This window comes from Mycobacteriales bacterium (assembly GCA_030697205.1).
Classification (GTDB): Bacteria; Actinomycetota; Actinomycetes; order Mycobacteriales; family SCTD01; genus JAUYQP01.
This window is the reverse complement of the sequence record JAUYQP010000044.1, coordinates 1-17,973: the sequence shown is the minus strand read 5'-3', so window position 1 is coordinate 17,973 and position 17,973 is coordinate 1. Positions and strand designations below refer to the sequence as shown.

General features: G+C 73.8%; 19 protein-coding genes. 10 read left to right on the top strand and 9 right to left on the bottom strand.

The window, feature by feature from the left end:
- The first annotated feature begins 46 nt into the window (after positions 1 to 46).
- Entirely contained in the window at positions 47 to 688 is a 642-nt protein-coding gene (locus Q8R60_14060) for a hypothetical protein (protein ID MDP3713596.1), read from the top strand.
- Here the strand turns inward: Q8R60_14060 and serS are convergent.
- The gene (gene serS / locus Q8R60_14055; protein ID MDP3713595.1) at positions 679 to 1,938 is read right to left on the bottom strand and encodes a serine--tRNA ligase; all 1,260 of its coding nucleotides are present in this window, start codon (positions 1,936 to 1,938) and stop codon (positions 679 to 681) included. The two genes, Q8R60_14060 and serS, sit on opposite strands and share 10 nt — an antisense overlap.
- Before the next feature lie 39 nt (positions 1,939 to 1,977).
- Between serS and Q8R60_14050 the strand changes: the two genes are divergently transcribed.
- A complete protein-coding gene (locus Q8R60_14050) occupies positions 1,978 to 2,676 on the top strand; it encodes an AIM24 family protein (protein MDP3713594.1) in 699 nt (232 codons plus the stop codon).
- A gap of 13 nt (positions 2,677 to 2,689) precedes the next feature.
- Here the strand turns inward: Q8R60_14050 and Q8R60_14045 are convergent, their stop codons facing one another.
- Positions 2,690 to 3,307 carry a class I SAM-dependent methyltransferase gene (locus tag Q8R60_14045; GenBank protein MDP3713593.1) on the bottom strand — a complete coding sequence of 206 codons (618 nt, stop codon included), beginning with the start codon at positions 3,305 to 3,307 and terminating at the stop codon, positions 2,690 to 2,692.
- 40 nt (positions 3,308 to 3,347) lie between these two features.
- Positions 3,348 to 3,896 carry a DUF4446 family protein gene (locus Q8R60_14040; GenBank protein MDP3713592.1) on the bottom strand — a complete coding sequence of 183 codons (549 nt, stop codon included), beginning with the start codon at positions 3,894 to 3,896 and terminating at the stop codon, positions 3,348 to 3,350.
- 43 nt (positions 3,897 to 3,939) lie between these two features.
- Here Q8R60_14040 and Q8R60_14035 point away from each other — a divergent pair, with 43 nt between their 5' ends.
- The 3 genes from Q8R60_14035 to larC are packed head-to-tail and all read left to right on the top strand — an operon-like array spanning position 3,940 to position 6,184.
- Positions 3,940 to 4,239, top strand: a complete 300-nt coding sequence (locus Q8R60_14035) for a hypothetical protein (GenBank protein ID MDP3713591.1) — start codon at positions 3,940 to 3,942, stop codon at positions 4,237 to 4,239.
- Positions 4,240 to 4,263: 24 nt separating this feature from the next.
- Positions 4,264 to 5,016, top strand: a complete 753-nt coding sequence (gene larB, locus Q8R60_14030) for a nickel pincer cofactor biosynthesis protein LarB (GenBank protein MDP3713590.1) — start codon at positions 4,264 to 4,266, stop codon at positions 5,014 to 5,016.
- A gap of 7 nt (positions 5,017 to 5,023) precedes the next feature.
- Entirely contained in the window at positions 5,024 to 6,184 is a 1,161-nt protein-coding gene (gene larC, locus Q8R60_14025; protein ID MDP3713589.1) for a nickel pincer cofactor biosynthesis protein LarC, read from the top strand.
- Here the strand turns inward: larC and Q8R60_14020 are convergent.
- Entirely contained in the window at positions 6,181 to 6,690 is a 510-nt protein-coding gene (locus tag Q8R60_14020; GenBank protein ID MDP3713588.1) for a hypothetical protein, read from the bottom strand. The genes larC and Q8R60_14020 overlap by 4 nt on opposite strands.
- Before the next feature lie 140 nt (positions 6,691 to 6,830).
- On the opposite strand from Q8R60_14020, the gene Q8R60_14015 reads away from it, so the two are divergent.
- Genes Q8R60_14015 through Q8R60_14000 form a run of 4 tightly spaced genes read left to right on the top strand, consistent with a single transcriptional unit; the run spans position 6,831 to position 10,446 of the window.
- On the top strand, positions 6,831 to 7,790 hold the full coding sequence (locus Q8R60_14015; protein ID MDP3713587.1) for an iron-containing redox enzyme family protein: 960 nt from the start codon (positions 6,831 to 6,833) through the stop codon (positions 7,788 to 7,790).
- A 10-nt stretch (positions 7,791 to 7,800) separates the two neighbouring features.
- Positions 7,801 to 9,006 (top strand): arginine deiminase, encoded by a 1,206-nt coding sequence (locus tag Q8R60_14010; protein MDP3713586.1) that lies wholly within the window; start codon positions 7,801 to 7,803, stop codon positions 9,004 to 9,006.
- Between the two features lie 27 nt (positions 9,007 to 9,033).
- Positions 9,034 to 9,477 carry a hypothetical protein gene (locus Q8R60_14005; protein MDP3713585.1) on the top strand — a complete coding sequence of 148 codons (444 nt, stop codon included), beginning with the start codon at positions 9,034 to 9,036 and terminating at the stop codon, positions 9,475 to 9,477.
- Positions 9,478 to 9,531: 54 nt separating this feature from the next.
- A complete protein-coding gene (locus Q8R60_14000; GenBank protein ID MDP3713584.1) occupies positions 9,532 to 10,446 on the top strand; it encodes a DUF4262 domain-containing protein in 915 nt (304 codons plus the stop codon).
- Between the two features lie 73 nt (positions 10,447 to 10,519).
- Here Q8R60_14000 and Q8R60_13995 read toward each other — a convergent pair whose 3' ends face one another.
- Positions 10,520 to 11,299, bottom strand: a complete 780-nt coding sequence (locus tag Q8R60_13995; protein ID MDP3713583.1) for a DUF5926 family protein — start codon at positions 11,297 to 11,299, stop codon at positions 10,520 to 10,522.
- A gap of 180 nt (positions 11,300 to 11,479) precedes the next feature.
- On the opposite strand from Q8R60_13995, the gene Q8R60_13990 reads away from it, so the two are divergent.
- Positions 11,480 to 12,421: an FAD-dependent oxidoreductase gene (locus Q8R60_13990; GenBank protein ID MDP3713582.1), complete on the top strand. Its 942-nt coding sequence runs from the start codon at positions 11,480 to 11,482 to the stop codon at positions 12,419 to 12,421.
- Here the strand turns inward: Q8R60_13990 and Q8R60_13985 are convergent.
- From Q8R60_13985 to Q8R60_13970, 4 genes are all read right to left on the bottom strand, one after another.
- On the bottom strand, positions 12,405 to 13,610 hold the full coding sequence (locus Q8R60_13985; protein ID MDP3713581.1) for an ATP-binding protein: 1,206 nt from the start codon (positions 13,608 to 13,610) through the stop codon (positions 12,405 to 12,407). The two genes, Q8R60_13990 and Q8R60_13985, sit on opposite strands and share 17 nt — an antisense overlap.
- On the bottom strand, positions 13,607 to 14,410 hold the full coding sequence (locus Q8R60_13980) for a glycerophosphodiester phosphodiesterase family protein (GenBank protein ID MDP3713580.1): 804 nt from the start codon (positions 14,408 to 14,410) through the stop codon (positions 13,607 to 13,609). Before Q8R60_13980 ends, Q8R60_13985 begins: the two co-directional genes overlap by 4 nt.
- 13 nt (positions 14,411 to 14,423) lie before the next feature.
- Complete coding sequence (locus tag Q8R60_13975) at positions 14,424 to 15,377, bottom strand: NAD(P)-dependent oxidoreductase (GenBank protein MDP3713579.1); 954 nt, start codon at positions 15,375 to 15,377, stop codon at positions 14,424 to 14,426.
- Positions 15,378 to 16,520: 1,143 nt separating this feature from the next.
- A partial coding sequence (locus Q8R60_13970) for a DUF222 domain-containing protein (protein MDP3713578.1) occupies positions 16,521 to 17,973 on the bottom strand: 1,453 nt, incomplete at its 5' end.

Here is a 17,973-nt window from a genome sequence, read left to right as displayed (position 1 = left end):
TAGGACTGCTCAGGCGCCCGGGCTCGTGCGCCGACACAGTGGACCCATGACCTGGTACGCCGCAGCCGCTCCCCGACGCCGGGTCCCCTTCTGGGCCAAGGCGGTCCTCGCCGTGGCCGCCGTCGCCTGCCTCGGCGCCGTCCTGTTCGTCGCCGCCGTGGTGGTCAGCTTCAGCGGGGGCCTCGACGACGTCCTCGACGTCCGCAAGCCGACCCGCGACAGCGGCCACGTGGTGAAGGCCCGGACCGCGGCGGTGGCGGCCCTGCCCGCGCGTCTGGCGGAGGTGACCGGCGGCGTCCCTGGAGCCACGGGCGTGCAGCTCCCGGACGACGGCTGCAGCGTGGGCCAGCACAACTGGAAGATCGACGACAGCTTCGACCTTGACTGCGTCGCCAGCCTGACCGAGGTCTGGCAGGGGGGCGGCGCCGAGTCGGGTCCGGTCGACGCGGAGGCGGCGGCGGTCGCGGCCGCCGTGGGCGCACAGCTCGACGGCCGCTGGTCGCCGGCTCCGAACAGCTACGGCGACACGGCCCGGTGGACCACGGGTCCTGAGGAGACCGCCGACGTCCTCGAGGTGGTCGTCACGCCGCTGGAGCCGGGGTCGCCACTGGGCCGCCAGGCCCTTGCCGCAGGCGCGCGCTACCCCCTCGTGCTGGTGCGGGTGAGCGAGCGCTACGTCTACGAGTGAGCCGCGAGGACCTCGCGGCCCTGCAGCCAGGGCCGCAGCGCCTCGGGGACGTGCACCGACCCGTCAGCCTGCTGGTGCACCTCGAGCAGCACCGCGATGGTGCGACCGATCGCGCACAGGGTGCCGTTGAGGGTCGCCACCGTCTTGGTGCCCGCCGCGCCCCGGTGGCGGATGCCGAGCCGGCGCGCCTGGAAGTCGGTGCAGTTCGACGTCGAGGTCAGCTCCAGCCAGCGCTGCTGCGACGGCAGCCACGCCTCGCAGTCGAACTTGCGCGCGGCGCTGGACCCGAGGTCACCACCCGCGACGTCGATGACCCGGAAGGGCAGCTCCAGCGCGGTGAGGAAGTCCTTCTCCCACTGCAGCAGCCGCTGGTGCTCGGCCTCGGCCTCGGCCAGCGCGACGTAGGAGAACATCTCGACCTTGTCGAACTGGTGGACGCGGATGATGCCGCGGGTGTCCTTGCCGTGCGAGCCGGCCTCCCGGCGGTAGCACGAGGAGAAGCCGGCGTAGCGCTTCGGCAGGGCGTCGAGGACCTCGCCCGAGTGGTACGCCGCGAGCGGCACCTCGGAGGTCCCGACGAGGTAGAGGTCGTCCGCCTCCAGCTTGTAGACCTCGGCCGCGTGGGCGCCGAGGAAGCCGGTGCCCTCCATCGCCTCGGGACGCACCAGGGAGGGCGCGATGACCGGGACGAAGCCGGCCGCGAGCGCCTGTGACATCGCGAGGTTGACCAGCGCGAGCTCGAGCAGCGCGCCGTCGCCGGTGAGGAAGGCGAAGCGCGAGCCGCTGACCTTCGCGCCGCGCTCGGTGTCGATCGCGCCGCCGATGCGCGCGGCGACGTCGAGGTGGTCGAGGACCGGGAAGTCGTACGACGGGACGTCGCCGACCTGCTCCAGCACGACGAAGTCGGCCTCCCCGCCGGGCGGGGCGCCGGCGACGACGTTGGGGACCGCGAGGTGGGCCAGCCGCAGCGCGGCCTCCGCCTCGGCCTGCGCGGCCTCGGCCTGCTTGACCTCTGCGGCGAGGGCCTTGGCCCGCTCGAGCACCGCCGGCCGCTCCTCGGGGCTCGCGGTCTTGACCGACTGCGACACCGACTTCTGGTCGGCCCGCAGGCCGTCGGCCGCGGTCACCGCGGCCCGACGGGCCTCGTCGGCGGCGAGCAGCGCGTCGACCAGGGACGGGTCGTCGCCGCGGGTGGTCTGGGAGGCGCGCGCCCGCTCGGGGTCGTCGCGGAGCAGCTTGAGGTCGATCACGGCCGAAGGCTACCGGCGGTGTCATGGCAGATTGGTGGCATGCGCAGCGACCTGTTCGGGGCCCACCTCGAGACCACCAGCACCGAGACCCTCAGCCTGCAGAACCCCAGGCTCCTCAAGGCCTCCCTCGACGGCGAGCTGCTCGCCCGACAAGGCTCCATGGTCGCCTACCAGGGGCAGGTCGAGTTCGCCTACGAGGGAGCCGGCGGCGTGGGCCGCTTCCTCAAGAAGGTCGTCACCGGCGAGGGCGTCCCGCTCATGCGCTGCCGCGGCAAGGGCGACGTCTTCCTCGCCCAGGACGCCTTCGAGCTCCACATGATCGACCTCGACGGCGACTCGGTGACCGTCAACGGCGACAACGTGCTCGCCTTCGAGCCGGGCCTCACCTGGGACATCCGCCGGGTCGAGGGCGCCTCGGTGATGTCGGGGGGCGTGTTCAACATGGTGTTCACCGGCACCGGCCGCCTCGTCATCAGCGCGTGCGGCACCCCTGTCGTGCTCAACGCCGCGGAGGCCCCGACGTACGCCGATCTGCAGTCGGCGATCTGCTGGTCCTCGTCGCTGCAGACCCGGCTGGTCCGCACCGCCGGTGCCGGCGCCCTCATCCGTCGCGGCTCCGGGGAGGCGTTCCAGCTCGCCTTCGCCGGCCAGGGCTTCGTCGTCGTGCAGGCGTCGGAGGGCCCGGTCGTGCCCAAGCACGACCACGGCGGCGGCGGGGGCGGCGGCCTGTTCGGCTGACGCGCCCTGCCCCTCAGGGGCTGACGGCCACGCCGAGCGCGTCGGCCGCGACGAAGCGCGGCGCGCCCTTCTCATAGAACTCCTCGACGTGGCTGATCTCCAAGCCCGCGCCCGTGACGAGCGCGACGATGGGCCGGTCGAGGTGGCAGCCTCCGGCGATTCGCTGCTGGATGCCGTCGAGCCGACGCTGCCAGACCTGGACCTCCGGGTCGGGGGCGAGCCCGTGCTCGACGAAGTGGAAGGTGCCACCCGGCCGCAGGACGCGGCGCACCTCCGCGAGCGCCCGGCCCACGTCCGGGATCGTGCAGAGCGTCCAGGTGGACAGCGCGCAGTCGAAGGAGTCGTCGGCGAAGGGCAGCGACTGCCCGTCGAGACCGGCCCGCTCGACGCGGGTGGTCGTCGCAGCGAGCCGCTTGGCCGCGAGCTTCCACCCGACGTCGGCGGGCTCGACCGCCGCGACCCGTGTGACCGCCGGCGGGTAGTGCGGCACGTTGAGCCCCGAGCCGAAGCCGAGCTCCAGGACCTCGCCGTGCAGGTCCGCGCAGACGCGGTCGCGCAGTGCGGGTGCGTCACCCATCGCGCAGGCCTTGTCGACGATGCGCGGGACGACCTGGTCGCGGTAGAAGCCCATGCCGACGACTGTCCTCCGGGGACGCCCCGAGGGGAAGCCGTCAGCGGCGGCGGCTGCGGCGGGGGGCGGCAGGGAGGTCGGCGTCCTCGTCGGCGGGCCGAGCGACGGTGCGGGTCGCGTAGCCGATCGCCTGCTCCTCCTCCGGCGACAGCGAGTGGCCGGAGGCGCCGCCCTTGACGCCCTTGGCGTAGGTGCGGGTCTCGGAGCGGCCGTTGATCGAGGTGAGCACGAGGCCGTCACCGGCGTCGTCGAGCAGCGCGGCGGAGAACGACAGCCGCCCGCCCATGTCGCCGAAGGCGTCGTAGCGGACGACGGCCACGTGGCGCAACGCGTCGGACAGGTCCGCGCGCGCGGCGGCGAGGTCCTCGCGCAGCATCGTCACGTCACGGCGCAGGCCCTCGGACTCCTTGTGCTGCGTGGCGATCGCCTCGACGAAGCTCGCGCTGGCATCCTCGCCGACGAGCGTGTCGTAGGCCTTGCGCAGGCGGCCGACGCGCACGAGCAGCGCGAGCGCGAGGCCGAGGGACAGGACGGCGACCCCGGCAGCGACAAGGGCGACGACCTCGAGGGAGCTGTCGTCGAGGAGCACAGCCCGAGGGTAGCGGTCGACCCGTGCCGGGTAGTGCCACGACGTGGACCAGGTACGACGGACAGGCGCCGAGGCGCCGGGCTGGCTGCAGGCACTGCGGGCCGGCTTCGTCCTCACGTGCGGCGCGATGGGCGTCGCAGTTGCCCTGCAGGGCGCCTGGTCGTTCGCCGGCCTGATGGCCGTGGGCGTCTTCATCGCGGGCTGGCAGCTGGTCCACCGCCGCGGACTGACGGCCGAGGAGCTCGACGGGGTGCGCTGGCGCCTCGGTCTCGCCCGCTGGGTCCTCCTCGTGGGCGGAGCGCTGCTCGTCGGGCTCTACCTGCTCTCCTTCGCCGTCGACTGACGCAACCGCACTAGCCTGCGCAACGTGGACCGCGACGAGGTGAGCCGCCTGCTGGAGGCGGTCGCAGCCGGGGCGACGCCGCCGGTGGACGCGCTCGACCGGCTGGTGAGCAAGCCCTACGAGGACCTCGCGCACTCCCTCGTCGACCTCCACCGCGGCTTGCGCACGGGCGACCCCGAGGTCGTCTACGGCGCCGGCAAGACGACGGCGCAGGTGCTCGACATCGTGGGTGCGCTGCAGGGCGGCCGCGCGGTCCTCGTCACCCGCGCGACCCAGGAGACCGCCGACGCGCTCGCGGACCGGTGGGCGTGCACCGTCGAGCCGGGGCCCGCCGGCAGCACCGTCGCGGTCGGCGACCTGCCCGAGCCGCGCGGTGTCGTCGCGGTCCTCGCGGCAGGCACCAGCGACGGGCCGGTCGCCGCCGAGGCAGCTCTCACCGCCCGCGTCTTCGGGGCGCAGGTGACACGCGTCGACGACGTCGGCGTCGCCGGGCTGCACCGCCTGATCGCCGCGCGCGAGGCGCTCGACACCGCCGACTGCCTCGTCGTGGTCGCGGGCATGGAGGGAGCGCTCCCGTCCGTCGTCGGTGGGCTCGTCGGGACGCCGATGGTCGCGGTGCCGACGAGCGTCGGCTACGGCGCGAGCCTGGGTGGGCTCGCCGCACTGCTCGCGATGCTCAACTCCTGCGCACCCGGCGTCAGCGTCGTCAACATCGACAACGGCTTCGGCGCCGGCGTCTTCGCGGCCCGGGTCGCGCGGCGGGCAGCGCCGAGATGACCGCCCCGTGATCGGCTGGCTCGACTGCTCCGCCGGGGTGTCGGGCGACATGCTGCTCGGCGCCCTCGTCGGCGCGGGCGTCGACGTCGCGGTCCTGCAGCGGGCCGTCGACGCGGTGAGCCCCGAGCCGGTCGCGCTACGGGTCGAGCAGGTCACCCGCGGCGGGCTGGCCGCGACGCGTGTCCACGTCGAGGTCGCCGACAGCGCGACCTCCCGCAGCTGGGTCGACGTCCGGGCCCTGCTCGACGCGGCCGACCTCGACCCGCCCGTGCGCGCCCTCGCGACCCGGGCTTTCACGCTGCTCGCCGAGGCCGAGGCAGCGGTCCACGGCACCCACCCCGACGACGTGCACTTCCACGAGGTCGGCGCTCTCGACGCGATCGCCGACGTCGTCGGCGCGGCGGCGGGACTGACGGCCCTCGGGCTCGACGCGCTCACCTGCTCCCCCGTCGCGCTGGGCAGCGGCACCGCCCGCACCGCCCACGGCCCGGTCCCCGTGCCCGTCCCCGCCGTCGTGGCGCTGGCCACCGGCGTGCCCGTCGTCGCCGGGGCGGTCCCGCACGAGGCCGCGACACCGACCGGCCTCGCGGTGGTGAAGGCGGCGGCCACCGGCTTCGGCGTACTCCCCTCCATGGTCCTCACCACGAGCGGCACCGGCGCCGGGGGGCGCGACCCGGCCGAGGCGCCCAACGTCGTACGCCTGCTCCTCGGCACCCCGACCGGTGAGCCGGCCGGTGACCTGATGGCGCTGGTGCTCGAGACCAACGTCGACGACCTCGACCCGCGGCTGTGGCCCGAGGTGCTTCGGCGACTGCTCGCGGCCGGGGCCTCCGACGCGTGGCTCACCCCGATCCTCATGAAGAAGGGGCGCCCGGCCCACACCCTGTCGGTGCTGTGCACCGACGCGGTCGCATCCGAGGTCCGACGGGTCGTCTTCACCGAGACCACCACGATCGGGCTGCGCGAGAGCCGGGTCGCGAAGACCGCGCTCGCCCGCAGCGAGTCCGTCGTCGACGTGGAGGGGCAGCGCATCAGGGTGAAGACCGCGAGCCTCGACGGGCAGGTGGTCAACCGGATGCCGGAGTACGACGACGTCGTCGCCGCGTCGCTCGCCCTGGGTCGTCCCGTCCGCGAGGTGCTGGAGCAGGCGCGGCGGGTGAGCGGCTAGACCTGCTGGAGGAACGTCAGCGACCCGACCCCGCGGGCCAGCGGCGAGCTCACGACGTCGAGGGTGACGAGGGCGGCGTCACGGTGGCGGACCCGCAGCAGCGCGCGGGCGGTGCGTCCGGACTCGAGCGCCTGCAGGGGGGCGAGGCTGTGTCGCTGGTCGGGCTGGGGCCGCGCCCCGAGCGAGAAGTCCACGGCGCAGACGAGGTCGGCGAGGCGGGCCCCCACCTGGTGGTCGTCGAGGTCGAGCAGCACGGCAGCAGCGTCGCTGACCGCGGCGAGCCGACCCTCGGCGTCGACGACGAGGCAGGCGTCCTCCGACGAGGCCACGGCCGACAGCCACGGCAGCAGCGTGCCCGGCTCGAGATCGAGGGTGCGGGGCAGCGGCGCGCCCGTGGGCGCGGGCGCCAGGTCGCGGGGCTCGAGGGCGCGCAGCGGCAGGCGCAGCACGACCGCGCGGTCGTGCTGACTGGTCCCGGTCCCCCCGGCGGCGAGCAGTCGCACCATCAGGCCCGGCACGCTAGTCGCCCGGAACACCCCTGTCTGTGCCCGTCACCCGCACGGAGCAGTGACGGTTCAGTCACCGCGGTGCGGGCACAGGCGGAGTGCTGCTCGCCGCTGCGCAGTGCTCGGACCAGGAGGACGCCATGACCCCGCTCACCTCACTCGCGCAGGTGCTCGCACGAGCGCTCGCCTCGGGCGACCTGACCGGGCTCACCGGTGCGACCCCGGTCGACCGCCGCGACCGCTTCCTCACGCTGCTGGCCGTCTACGACCTGCACACCGCCCCGCTCGAGGTCGTCGGTGACGCGGCGCGCCACCAGCACGCGCCGGAGGTCGCCGCGGTCAAGGCCCGGCTCGAGGCCGAGTGGCTGGTCGAGCTCGAGGCAGCGTGGGAGACCGCCGAGACCCTGCGTACGACGACCACCGCTGACGAGGCCGTGAAGGCGATGCGCGTCATCGCCGCGAAGGACCGGCTGCCCGACGCCTACCGGTGGCTCGCCAAGGACGCGGGTTGGGCCGAGCTGGTCGACTTCCTCGCTCTGGAAGGCGGCCCCGACGGCGGCTTCGACGACCTCGTCGCGGTCTGCCAGGTCGGGCTCGCCGGCAGCGCCAAGCTGGAGCTCGGCAAGAACTACTGGGACGAGATGGGGCAAGGCGACCCCGACGGTGTTCACACCGTCCTGCACGACCGGCTCGTCGCCGCGCTCGACATGCCGCGCGTCCCGCGGTCCCAGATGCCGGTCGAGGCGCTGGAGCGCGCGGCGCTCGGTGGCCTGCTCGCGACCAACCGCTGGCTGCAGCCGGAGATGCTCGGCGCGCTCGGACTGCTCGAGCTGCAGGCCGGCCCGCGCTGCCGATTGGTGCTGCAGGCCTTCGACCGGCTCGGGGCCCCCGCCGACGCCTACCCGTTCTACGTCGAGCACGCCGAGGTCGACCCGGTCCACGGCAAGGACTGGCTCGACAAGGCCATCGCCCCGACCGTCGCGGAGCGCCCCGAGTGGGGTCCGCGGATCGTCAAGGGCGCCTGGTGGCGCTCGCAGGTCAACCTCGCCTTCTTCGAGGCGGTGCGCCGCTCGCTCGTCGGGGAGTCCGTCGCCGCATAGGGTTCGGTCCGTGCCGCACCTCGTGACGTCAGAGACCGGACGGCTGCGCACCGTCCTGCTCCACCGGCCCGGCGCGGAGCTGTCACGGCTCACGCCGCGCAACAACGCCGACCTGCTCTTCGACGGCCTGCCCTGGGTGTCGCGCGCCCAGGAGGAGCACGACGGGTTCGCGCAGGCGCTGCGCGACCGCGACGTCGAGGTGCTCTACCTCGCCGACCTGCTCGTCGAGGCGCTCGAGGTCGCCGAGGCGCGGGCCGAGGCAGTGCACGCCGCGGTGTCCGCGCAGGTCGTCGGGCCCGCGCTCGCGACGTCGCTGCACCGCTGGCTGCTCGACCTGGCGAGCGACGAGCTCGCCGACCACCTCTGCGCCGGCCTCACCCACGAGGAGCTGCCCCGCACCGGACCGGAGGGCGTCGTCTCGCGCATGGCGGGTCCGGGCGACTTCGTCGTACCCCCTCTGCCCAACCTGCTGTTCACCCGCGACTCGTCGGTGTGGGTCGCCGACCACGTCGCGGTGACCCGGCCCTCGATGCCGGCGCGGCAGCGCGAGACCACCCTGACCGGCGCGATCCTGCGCCACCACCCGCGCTTCGCCGGGACCCCGCTGCTCTACGGCGGGTCCAAGGAGGAGGCGTGGTTCGAGGGCGGCGACGTGCTGCTGCTCGCGCCGGGCGTCGTCGCGGTCGGTGTCGGCCAGCGCACCACCCCCGCCGGGGTGGAGGCCTTCGCGCTGCGCGCCTTCGCGAGCGGTGTCGCCCACACCGTGCTTGCGGTCCCGATCGCGCAGGAGCGCGCGACGATGCACCTCGACACCGTCTGCACGATGGTCGACGTCGACGCGGTCGTGATGTTCCCGGCCGTCGCCGACACCCTGATGGCCTTCACTGTCACCTCCGACGGCGACGGCGGGGTCGCCGTCGACGCGCCCCAGCCCTTCCTCGACGCCGCCGCGAAGGCCATGCAGATCGACCGGCTGCGCACCGTCGACACCGGCCTCGACCCGGTCACCGCCGAGCGCGAGCAGTGGGACGACGGCAACAACACCCTCGCGATCGCGCCCGGTCTGGTCGTCGCCTACGAGCGAAACACCGTCACCAATGCCGCGCTCGAGGCGGCTGGCATCGAGGTCGTCCGCATCGCCGGCTCGGAGCTCGGTTCGGGCCGCGGTGGACCCCGTTGCATGTCCTGCCCGGTGCTGCGCGACCCCCTGGACTGAACTGCAAGGGGGGAGTACGACGAACACATGCCCGTGATCACCGGTGTCCGTGTCCTGTTGGCCCTGGCCCTCGCCGTCGTGGCGATCGTCCATCTGAAGATCTCGCCCAACTACGCCGACATCGGCAGTCCGTTGAGCTTGCGCGGCCAGTTCGTCCTGCAGGGCATCGGCGGCCTCGTGCTCGCAGCGGCAGTCCTGACGCCGCTCGTCCGCTCGCTCGGTCGACTGGACCCGCTGGTGTGGCTCGCCTCCCTCGGCTACGGGGTGGTGTCGCTCGGGCCGCTCGTCTACAGCCGCTACAAGCCGCTGCCGATCCCGGGTTTCCCCGAGCCGGGCTTCCAGGAGACGTGGGAGGCCGAGGGAGCGGTGCTGTCTGCCGTGTCTGAGTCCGCTGTCATCGTCTTGGCCCTCGTCGGCCTCGCGCTGACGCTCGCGGCCCGCTCACGCACCCGCGAGCCCATCGCCGCCTGACCGAGCCTGTGGACGGCGGCGGGTCCACCGCCGCCGCGCGGGCATGATGACCGCGTGCTCAGGAGACGACGCGACCGGTCCGAGCCCGCGTGGATGGGGCCGCTGCCCGCAGCGGCAGGGTGCGACTGCCACGTGTGCCGGCCCGAGGGTCCCTACGACGCGATGGACCGGCGGCTCATCGACACCGTGCTGCAGCACGGCTGGCAGGTCACGCTGGTCTCCGACGAGGTCGCCTGCAGCGACCCCGGGCACGACCACGCCGGTGACAGCTCCCACCACGGTGAGGACCACGAGACGGTGGCGTTCGCCTACACCGTGGGTCTCGGGCACCGCGCCGGCCACCCCGAGCTGCTCATGTCCGGGCTCGACCCGCAGCTGATGCACCACGCGCTCAACGACGTCGCCCAGCGGGTGATGGCCGGTCGGCGCTACGCCGCCGGGGACGTCCTCGAGGGGGTGCTTGGCGGCGTACCTGTCGTGCTGGAGCGACTTGCCGACGCCGCGCTCGCCGACACCGTGACCTGGGCGGGGTGGTTCCACCGGGCCCGCCCGGAGGCGCTGGTCGTCGTGTGGCCCAGCACCTCGGGGGTCTTCGCGTGGCAGCCCGGCGCGCCCGATGCCCTCGACGAGCTGCAGCCTCCGGCCTGGCGCGAGCAGCTCCGCCACACGGGCGGTGTGAGCGTCGACCCGGACTGGGTCTTCGCCGAGCCGCCCGAGCATCCCGTCATGTCGTGCACCCACGTCGTACGGCGCGGCGACCCGGTCCTGTCGGCCGCGCGCGAGTCCGACACCTGGACCGTGCACTGCGGAACCCCCGGCCATGTCCCCGCAGAGCTGCTGACCGTGCACCTCGCGCACGTGGTCCGTGCCGCACCGAGCCTGCGACAGCTCGCCGACCTGGCGCCGGGCGAGCAGGCCGTGCGCACCGACCCGGACGCGAGCTGGCAACGGTCACCACCCCAACGCTGATCAGCGCGAGCAATGCCTCACTTCAGGAGATTGGGAAGCGCGGTGTTCCTCGCGTTGATCAGCGACGTCAGGGTCAGCGGAGGGTGAGCTGGCGTGACAGCAGACCGGCGCGCGCGCGGCGGGCGTCGGGGGTGAGCGGGTCGGTGACGGCGAGGGCGGCGTCGAGGCGGGCGCGCAGCGCGGCGGCCGGCTCCTCGACCGCCTCGGCCGGCAGGTCCACCGGCAGGTCCCACACCGGGCAGAGCAGCCCGTGGGCGCGGAACGACCCGACGTAGCGGGTGCCCTCGCCGAGGCCGAGGCCGCCATCGACGGCGACGCGGGCGAGGGCGTCGAGGGTCGGCTCCTCGTCGGTCGGCAGCACCCAGCGCAGGTGCGAGCGCTCGCGCATCCGGCACCAGTAGGCGCTCTCGACGCTGGTGAGCCGCGCGGTCGGGACGACCGAGGCGTTGGCCCGCTCGATGGAGGCGGCAACCTCGCCGTCAGGGTCCGACGCGCCCTCGACCCAGTAGTCGAAGCCGTCGTGCAGCGTGGTCTGCAGGACGTCGTCGGCGAGCAGGTCCTGCAGCCGGGGGGCGTCGGCCGGCGGCAGGCCGGCCGGCGTGATGGCGGCACCGGGGGTCGACTCCAGCGCGAGCGAGAGTGCCCAGCCGAGGTCGCGGCTCGCGTCACCGGAGCGCGCGCCGACCTGCAGCCCGAGGAAGATCTTGCCGTCCGCGCGCACCATCGCCGGCCACGCGAGCGGCAGCACCGTGGACAGCATCACCGAGCGGTCCTCGTGGCCGCGCACGGTCAGCGGCGCGGTCGCGGCCGGGACGACCTCGCGCAGCGCGACCCACTCGGTCTCGGCAGGCAGGCCCGCGAAGGGCCGGGTGACCAGCCGGCGGTCCTCGCGGGGCTTGGACGGGGCGGACTTGCGACGGCTGCTGATCTCGGACTCCCTGACAGGGCGGGACGGTGACAGGACCGGCCGAGCCTAGCGACGCCGCCACGGCGCGGAGTCGCGACACCGACTCGCACGGCCTACCGTCGAGGCGTGCGCGTCGCCGTCGTCGGAGCCGGGCTGTCCGGCGTCGCCTGCGCCCGACAGCTGCACGACGACGGCCACGAGGTGGTCGTGCTCGACCGCGGCCGGGTCGTCGGCGGCCGGCTCGCGTCGCGCCGGCTGCCCGACCGCGACAGCCGCCCGGTCGACCTCGGCGCGAGCTACCTCACCGCCCGCGACCCGGGCTTCCAGGCGCAGGTCGACGACTGGCTCTCGCGTGGCCTGCTGCACCCGTGGACCGAGCACTTCGCCGGTCAGCGGGGCGAGGGCCCGCTGCGCTACGGCAGCCCGCGCGGTCTGCGCTCGCTCGTCGAGGACCTCGCTGCACCGCTCGACCTGCGGCTGTCCACCGAGGTCCGCGAGGTCCGGGGCACCAGCGTCGACGGCCAGGAGTACGACGCTGCCGTTCTCGCCCTGCCCGACCCCCAAGCCGCGGCGCTGCTCGAGCCGGGGACCCCGGCGCACCAGGCCGTCACCGGCCGCGCCTGGGAGCCGGTGGTGGTCCTCGCCGCCGGCTTTGTTGCGCGCACGTGGGACCTCGACGGAGTGTTCGTGCACGACGACCCGGTGCTGTCGTGGGTCGCCGACGACGGCACCCGCCGGGGCGACGGGGCGGCTGTGCTCACGGCCCACTCGACGGGCGGCTTCGCCTCGGCGTACGCCCTGGCCCGTCCTGGTGCTGCTCCTCCTCGCGACCCGGTCGAGGCCGGACCGCCGATGGTCGCCGCGCTGCGGCGGCAGCTCGACCTGCCCGAGCCGGTGTGGACGCACGTGCACCGCTGGTCGTTCGCGCGGCCGGCGGAAGGGCGCGACGAGCCGTTCTGGTTGGCGGACCGGCTGGGCCTGTGCGGCGACGGGTGGGGCACGCCGCGGGTCGAGACGGCATGGCTGTCCGGGCGGCGGCTCGGGGAGCGGCTCAGCCGGGAAGGCTGACCTCGACGACGGTCCCGCCGCCCTCGCGCAGCGCTGCCGACACCGTGCCGCCCTGGGCCTCGACGTAGCGGCGCACGATCCACAGGCCCAGCCCGGCGCCGCCGGGCCGCCCACCTGGCACGACCGGCTCGCCGCGGACGAAGCGGTCGAAGACGCGGTGCAGGTCGGCCGGGGCGACGCCGACGCCGCGGTCAGCGACCCGCAGGACCGCGCGGCCGCCCTCGGTCGTCACGGTGACGTCGACGGGGCCGCCCCCTGGGGAGTACTTCACGGCGTTCTCGACGAGCTGCCCGACGACCGGCTCGACCTTGGCCGGGTCGCCCGTCGCGGGGACGGCGTCGGGAGCGTCGACGCGGACGTGATGGTCGGGCGAGCTGCCTGCCACCCCCGACACGACCCGGCGCACCTCGGCCGCGAGGTCGAAGGAGCGCAGCTCCACCTCGACGCCGGCAGCCCCTGCGTGCGAGCCGCGCATGAGCTGCTCGACCAGCTCCGCGAGGCCGGTGGCACGGCCGACCATCGTCGCCACCATCGCGCGGCGGTCGGCGTCGGGCAGCGACTCCCACCGGTGCAGCAGCGTGTCGCCGAAGCCTCGGACAACGGCGAGCGGCGTGCGCAGCTCGTGACCGGCGACGGCGAGGAAGAGGTCCTTGGCGGTCTCGAGCTCGACGAGCGCCTGCTCGGTCTGACGGCGCTGCAGGTCGGCCGCCTCGACCCGCGCGGCGTCGTGCAGCGCGACCCCGGCGTGGGCGGCGAGCAGCTCGAGCACGTCGAGCTGCTCGGCGCTGAGGGTCTTGCCCGCGTCGAGCGAGACGTAGAGGCCACCGGTCACCGCGCCGGCCGCCTCGGTGGACGCGACGGCGAGCACACCCGCCTGCCCGGTCCAGACCTCGGCGTTGAGGGAGGGGTAGGCCGCGGCGTCCGCGACGAGGGCCCGGCCGCCGGTCGGCAGGTCGGCGAGGGCACTACCCGCGAAGGGGAAGCGCTGGCCGAGCAGCGAGCCGGGCAGCTGCCAGACGGCGGCCACCTCGAGCTGGTCGCCGTCGAGCACGCAGTAGCCCGAGCCGTCCGCGTCGAGCAGCTCCACGGCCCCGCGACACAGCTGCTGCAGCAGCGCCGGGGTGTCGCTCGCGCTCATCGTGCTGACCACCTCGGCGAGGCGGCGCGCGAGGCTGGCCGGGCGGTTCACAGGCGACCGAGTCGGCGCAGCGCGCGTCGCGGGTGGTTGCTGATGACGGCGTCGACACCGAGCTCGACGACCAGGTCGATGTCGGTCGGCTCGTCGCAGGTCCAGACGTGCACGCGGTGGCCGCGCGCCTGCACCCGCGAGACGTACGACGGGTGGGCGCGCACCACCTCGATCGACGGCCCGGCGGCGTAGACCTGCGACGGCAGCGAGCCGTCGCGGTAGCGCACCGGCACGCGGTCCATGAGGTAGACGGTCGGGACCTGCGGCGCCATCGCGTGCACCCGCCGCAGCGAGGTGGGCGCGAAGGACATGACGGTGACGGGGCTGACGCTGCGGGTCAGCGGCCGGGCCACCCCGTAGCGCTCCAGCAGGTCGACGAGCGCCCGCTCGACGAGCCCGCCGTACCTCGTGGGGTGCTTGGTCTCGATGTGCAGCTCGACCCTCGTGCCCTCGACGAGCTGCAGCAGCCGCTCGAGGGTGAGGACCCGGCCGCGGTCGAGGTCGGGCTCCTCCCAGCTGGCCTCGAGCAGCGGGTCGCCGCCCGCCTTCTTCCACGAGGCGAAGTCGAGCTCCGCGAGCTCGGCCAGCTCCAGGGTCGACACGACTCCGCGGCCGTCGGAGGTGCGGTCGACCTTGCGGTCGTGCACGCAGACGAGCACGCCGTCGCGGGTCAGCCGCACGTCGCACTCCAGGGCATCGGCCCCCTCGTCGATCGCGAGCTCGTAGGCCGCGAGGGTGTGCTCCGCATGGCTCGCCGAGGAGCCACGGTGCGCGACGACCTGCGTCCTCCCCCCGGTCACGTCGTCGATCCTGTCAGGAAGGACGACGGCGTACGACGGGATCCGCTGCGTTCACCACATCGAGGACGGGCTCACCCGCGAGGGCGCGCTGCAGGTTGGCCTTCGCCTGGGCCACGATCCGCATCGCCGCCTGCTGCGAGGTGCCCGCGAGGTGCGGGCTGAGCAGGACGCCGTCGAGGGCGCGCACCGGGTCGCCCATCGGCAGCGGCTCGGTGGAGAAGACGTCGAGCGCGAAGAGCACGCCCGTGGCTGCAGCCTCCGTGACGGCCTCCTCGACGAGCACCTCTCCTCGGGCGGCGTGGACGAGGACGGACCCGGGCTTCATCCGGCGCGGGTCGACCAGACCGCGAGTCTCGGGGCCGAGCGCGATGACGAGCACGACGACGTCGCTGGTGGTGATCAGCTCGTCGAGGCCCTGCCAGGTCGCGGGCGCGTCCGGCTTCTGGCTGCGCGACCAGTAGGTCACGTCGCAGCCGAAGGCGGTGTAGAGCCGCGCGGCGAGGACTCCGATCGGGCCCATGCCGACGATGCCGACCTTGCTGCCGGCCAGCTCCCGACCGCCGAGCTCGGTCTGCGGCCACTCGCCTCGGCGTACCGCCTGGTCCGCCTGCAGCGTCTTGCGCAGCACGTTGAGCGTCGCCCCGACGCACCACTCCGCGACGCTGACGCTGTTGGAGCCGGCGCAGTTGGCGACCGGCACCCCCTGGGCCGCACACGCGGCGAGGTCGATCCCGTCGGTGCCGACGCTCGGCTGCTGCACGAAGCAGACCCGGTCACCCGGGGTCGTGATGCGCAGCTGCGGGGTCCAGTCACCGAGCAGCAGGTCCACGGTCGGTACCAGTTCCTCGACCGCGGCCTGGGTCCGCTCGGCCGGCACGACGACTTCGAGCCGCTCGTCACCGAACAGCAGCTCCAGCAGGTCCTTGGGCATCGGCGGCAGGGCCAGCAACCGCCACGGCTCGGTCATGCCTGCGGACGCTACTGGTCGGGCGCCAGGCCGGCGCGACCCGGCAGGTGTCGAGCTCACCGCTGGCTCGCGGCGTGGGTGCGGGGTGATCACCGCGCGGAACCGCGCTTTATCGGGCGCGAGCAGTGAGCGGAGCGCGTGCTGATCACGGGTGTGCCCGGTGTCCGACGCGCTGTCTCGGTGGACGCTCCGCACCAGAGCGCGGACATCTGACCGAGTCCTGCGTCAGGAGGAGGCAACGCTGGGGCACTTTCTCACGGTTGACGATCACCGACGTGGCGGGACCTACCTCCCTTCGGGGGTCCAGCCGCCGACCGGACGTTCACCTCATGAGGGTCGGGGAGCGCGCAGCTGCTGGCCCGAAGTGAGATGGCCGATGACGGGCTGTACGCCGGCCACCCGGGTCTCGTCGTCGACGTGTACGGAGACATGGTCACCATGAGCGTTGTCGCCGGCTACTCGGTCGCCATCAGTCGCGGCGACCTGAGTCCCCTATTCGATGGCGACTACATCAGCAGGGGGCGGCGAGTCGTGCAGAAGTCGCATCCGACAGAGGATCGACAGGTCGGGACGTGCTTCGAGATTGCCGGTGACGAGTGGCCAGTGGGCCACGAGCCTTCTGTCTAACTAAAGCGGAGGCGCGGACCAGCTACCGGCACTTCGTGGCGGCCGATTTGCCCTGCGGCCCAGCGGCAAGTCCACGGGTCTCGAGTCGTGCGCGATCTCAGCAAGCCCCCCGCGGCTCGCGCTCGGGACTGCTTGCGTACTCCCATCAGCATGAGCGAGGCCAAGAAACCCCCGGCGGCGGCGGCGAGAACCCCAGCCACCGTGGCAACCGCACTCGCGGGCCAGGTAGGCGTCAACAGTAGAAGGACGCCGGCCAGGGCGTAGAGCTGATAGATCTTGTTGTACACCGCTTTGATCGTCGGCTGTACGAACGGCGGCGGCCCTGCCAGCGCGACCCCTGCAGCCAACCCGAGGTGCGCAATGGCAGTAAACGGGCGGCCGGCGGCTGTGAGGACCACGGCGACAGTGACAAGCCCGATCATAACGATCACTCGCGTAGGTGACCAACGACTCATCCGGGTTCAGGCGCGTTCATCTGGCAGCGGAAGCAGACCACTTCGCAGAGGATGATCCCGGTTACGCGGCCGCGGAGCTGAGGATGGTGTGGAGGCGGTGGCTCGCCGCTGCTGCGGTGCGGGCCTGGCGCGGCGGTCGCGTGGGCAGGGGTGGCGGCCAGGCCTGCGTGCTGTCGTGGTCGGCGGTTCGGAAGCCGCGTTGGTCGAGGAGCCGGCCGTCGCGCAGGCGCAGGGCCGCGCCGTCGTGGACGCGGGCGTGGCAGCTGCTGGTGCCGTGGCACAGCGGGGCGCAGTTGACGAGGTCGGTGGTGCCGCCGTCGCGCCACCACAGGGCGTGGTGGAGCTCGAGGCGGTCAGCGGGGGCTTGGCAGCCGTCGGTCGCGCACCGCCACTGCCACTGGGTCATGCTCGCGAGCCATTGCGGGTGGGTGAAGACCCGGCTGCCCCGTCCGACGTCGAGCACAGCGCCTTCTTGGTCGAGCACGACCCGGGTGAGGGTCGCGTTGCACAGCAGCATCTCCAAGGAGGTCTCTGCGACCGCGCTCCCGTCGGGGTAGGTCGCGGGTGGCACCGGGTCCCCGAGCAGCTCCGGAGGCAGTGCCGCCTCGGATCCAATGGTGCCGGTGGTGTCGGTGTGCGGGAGGAGCTGCCCGTCGCGGGTGAACAACGGTTCGGTCAGCGGGTCGGGGAGCCGGGCGCCGCTGTCGGGGCACGTGACCGGCACGCCGTAGAGGTCGCGCTGGCTCTGGTGCGCCGCGAGTCGGGCTTCGGGGACGGTCACGACGAGCTGCACCCCACGGCCCCGGGTCACGGTCTCCGTCCGGGCCATCCAGAAGCTGGCGATCCCGACCAGCGCGTCGACGTCACGCTGCGCCGGGGTGCGGGTGTCGCCTGCGGTCTGGTCGTTGCGCCGCCACGCGCTCAACGCTGCTTTCAGGACCTGCCCGCTGTGGGGGTCGAGGGTCCCGATCAGGTTCCACATCCCGGCGAACCCCTCGGTCAGGGAGGCCTTGCGCTCGGTGACCTTGTCGCGGTCCTCCTGCGCTGCCGGCTCCGGGGCCAGAGCGCGCAACCGCTTCGACAGCTCGCGTTGGAGCACGAGGGGGTCGGTGAGCTCCGCGAGGTCGCTGAACGCCTGCTCCTGCTCCACCAGCCACTCAGGGGTGTTCAACGCGGTCCCGAGGACGCGCTTGTCGAGCAGGTCGAGGCTGGTCAGCAGCACCGAGGCGTGCGCGGCGGTGATCCGCGCCGACCGCAGCAGCCGCTCCACCGCCGGCCGCGCCCGCAACCCGCGGGCGAGCTTCGCCCACCGGCGCGCCTCACCCGGGCTCATCGGCGCGGACGTCTCTGTCGCGGAGTGCCGGGCGAGCCAGGCCCACTGCGCCCGCGACCCGGTCTGCTGCCAGGTCTGCGTCGCATCCACGACCTGCAACCGGCCAGCGAGAGCGGCGGCGATCTCGGCCTGCATCGCGAGCAGCTCGTGCACATCCGCCGCAGCCGTGAGCCCGTCAGCA

What these genes read in the sequence shown, in the direction of transcription:
- Q8R60_14015 (MDP3713587.1), top strand. Translation starts at nt 6,831, where the DNA reads ATGACCCCGCTCACCTCACTCGCGCAGGTGCTCGCACGAGCGCTCGCC.
- Q8R60_14005 (MDP3713585.1), top strand. Translation starts at nt 9,034, where the DNA reads ATGCCCGTGATCACCGGTGTCCGTGTCCTGTTGGCCCTGGCCCTCGCC.
- Q8R60_14020 (MDP3713588.1), bottom strand. Translation starts at nt 6,690, where the DNA reads ATGGTGCGACTGCTCGCCGCCGGGGGGACCGGGACCAGTCAGCACGAC.
- Q8R60_14050 (MDP3713594.1), top strand. Translation starts at nt 1,978, where the DNA reads ATGCGCAGCGACCTGTTCGGGGCCCACCTCGAGACCACCAGCACCGAG.
- Q8R60_13975 (MDP3713579.1), bottom strand. Translation starts at nt 15,377, where the DNA reads ATGACCGAGCCGTGGCGGTTGCTGGCCCTGCCGCCGATGCCCAAGGAC.
- Q8R60_14060 (MDP3713596.1), top strand. Translation starts at nt 47, where the DNA reads ATGACCTGGTACGCCGCAGCCGCTCCCCGACGCCGGGTCCCCTTCTGG.
- Q8R60_14045 (MDP3713593.1), bottom strand. Translation starts at nt 3,307, where the DNA reads ATGGGCTTCTACCGCGACCAGGTCGTCCCGCGCATCGTCGACAAGGCC.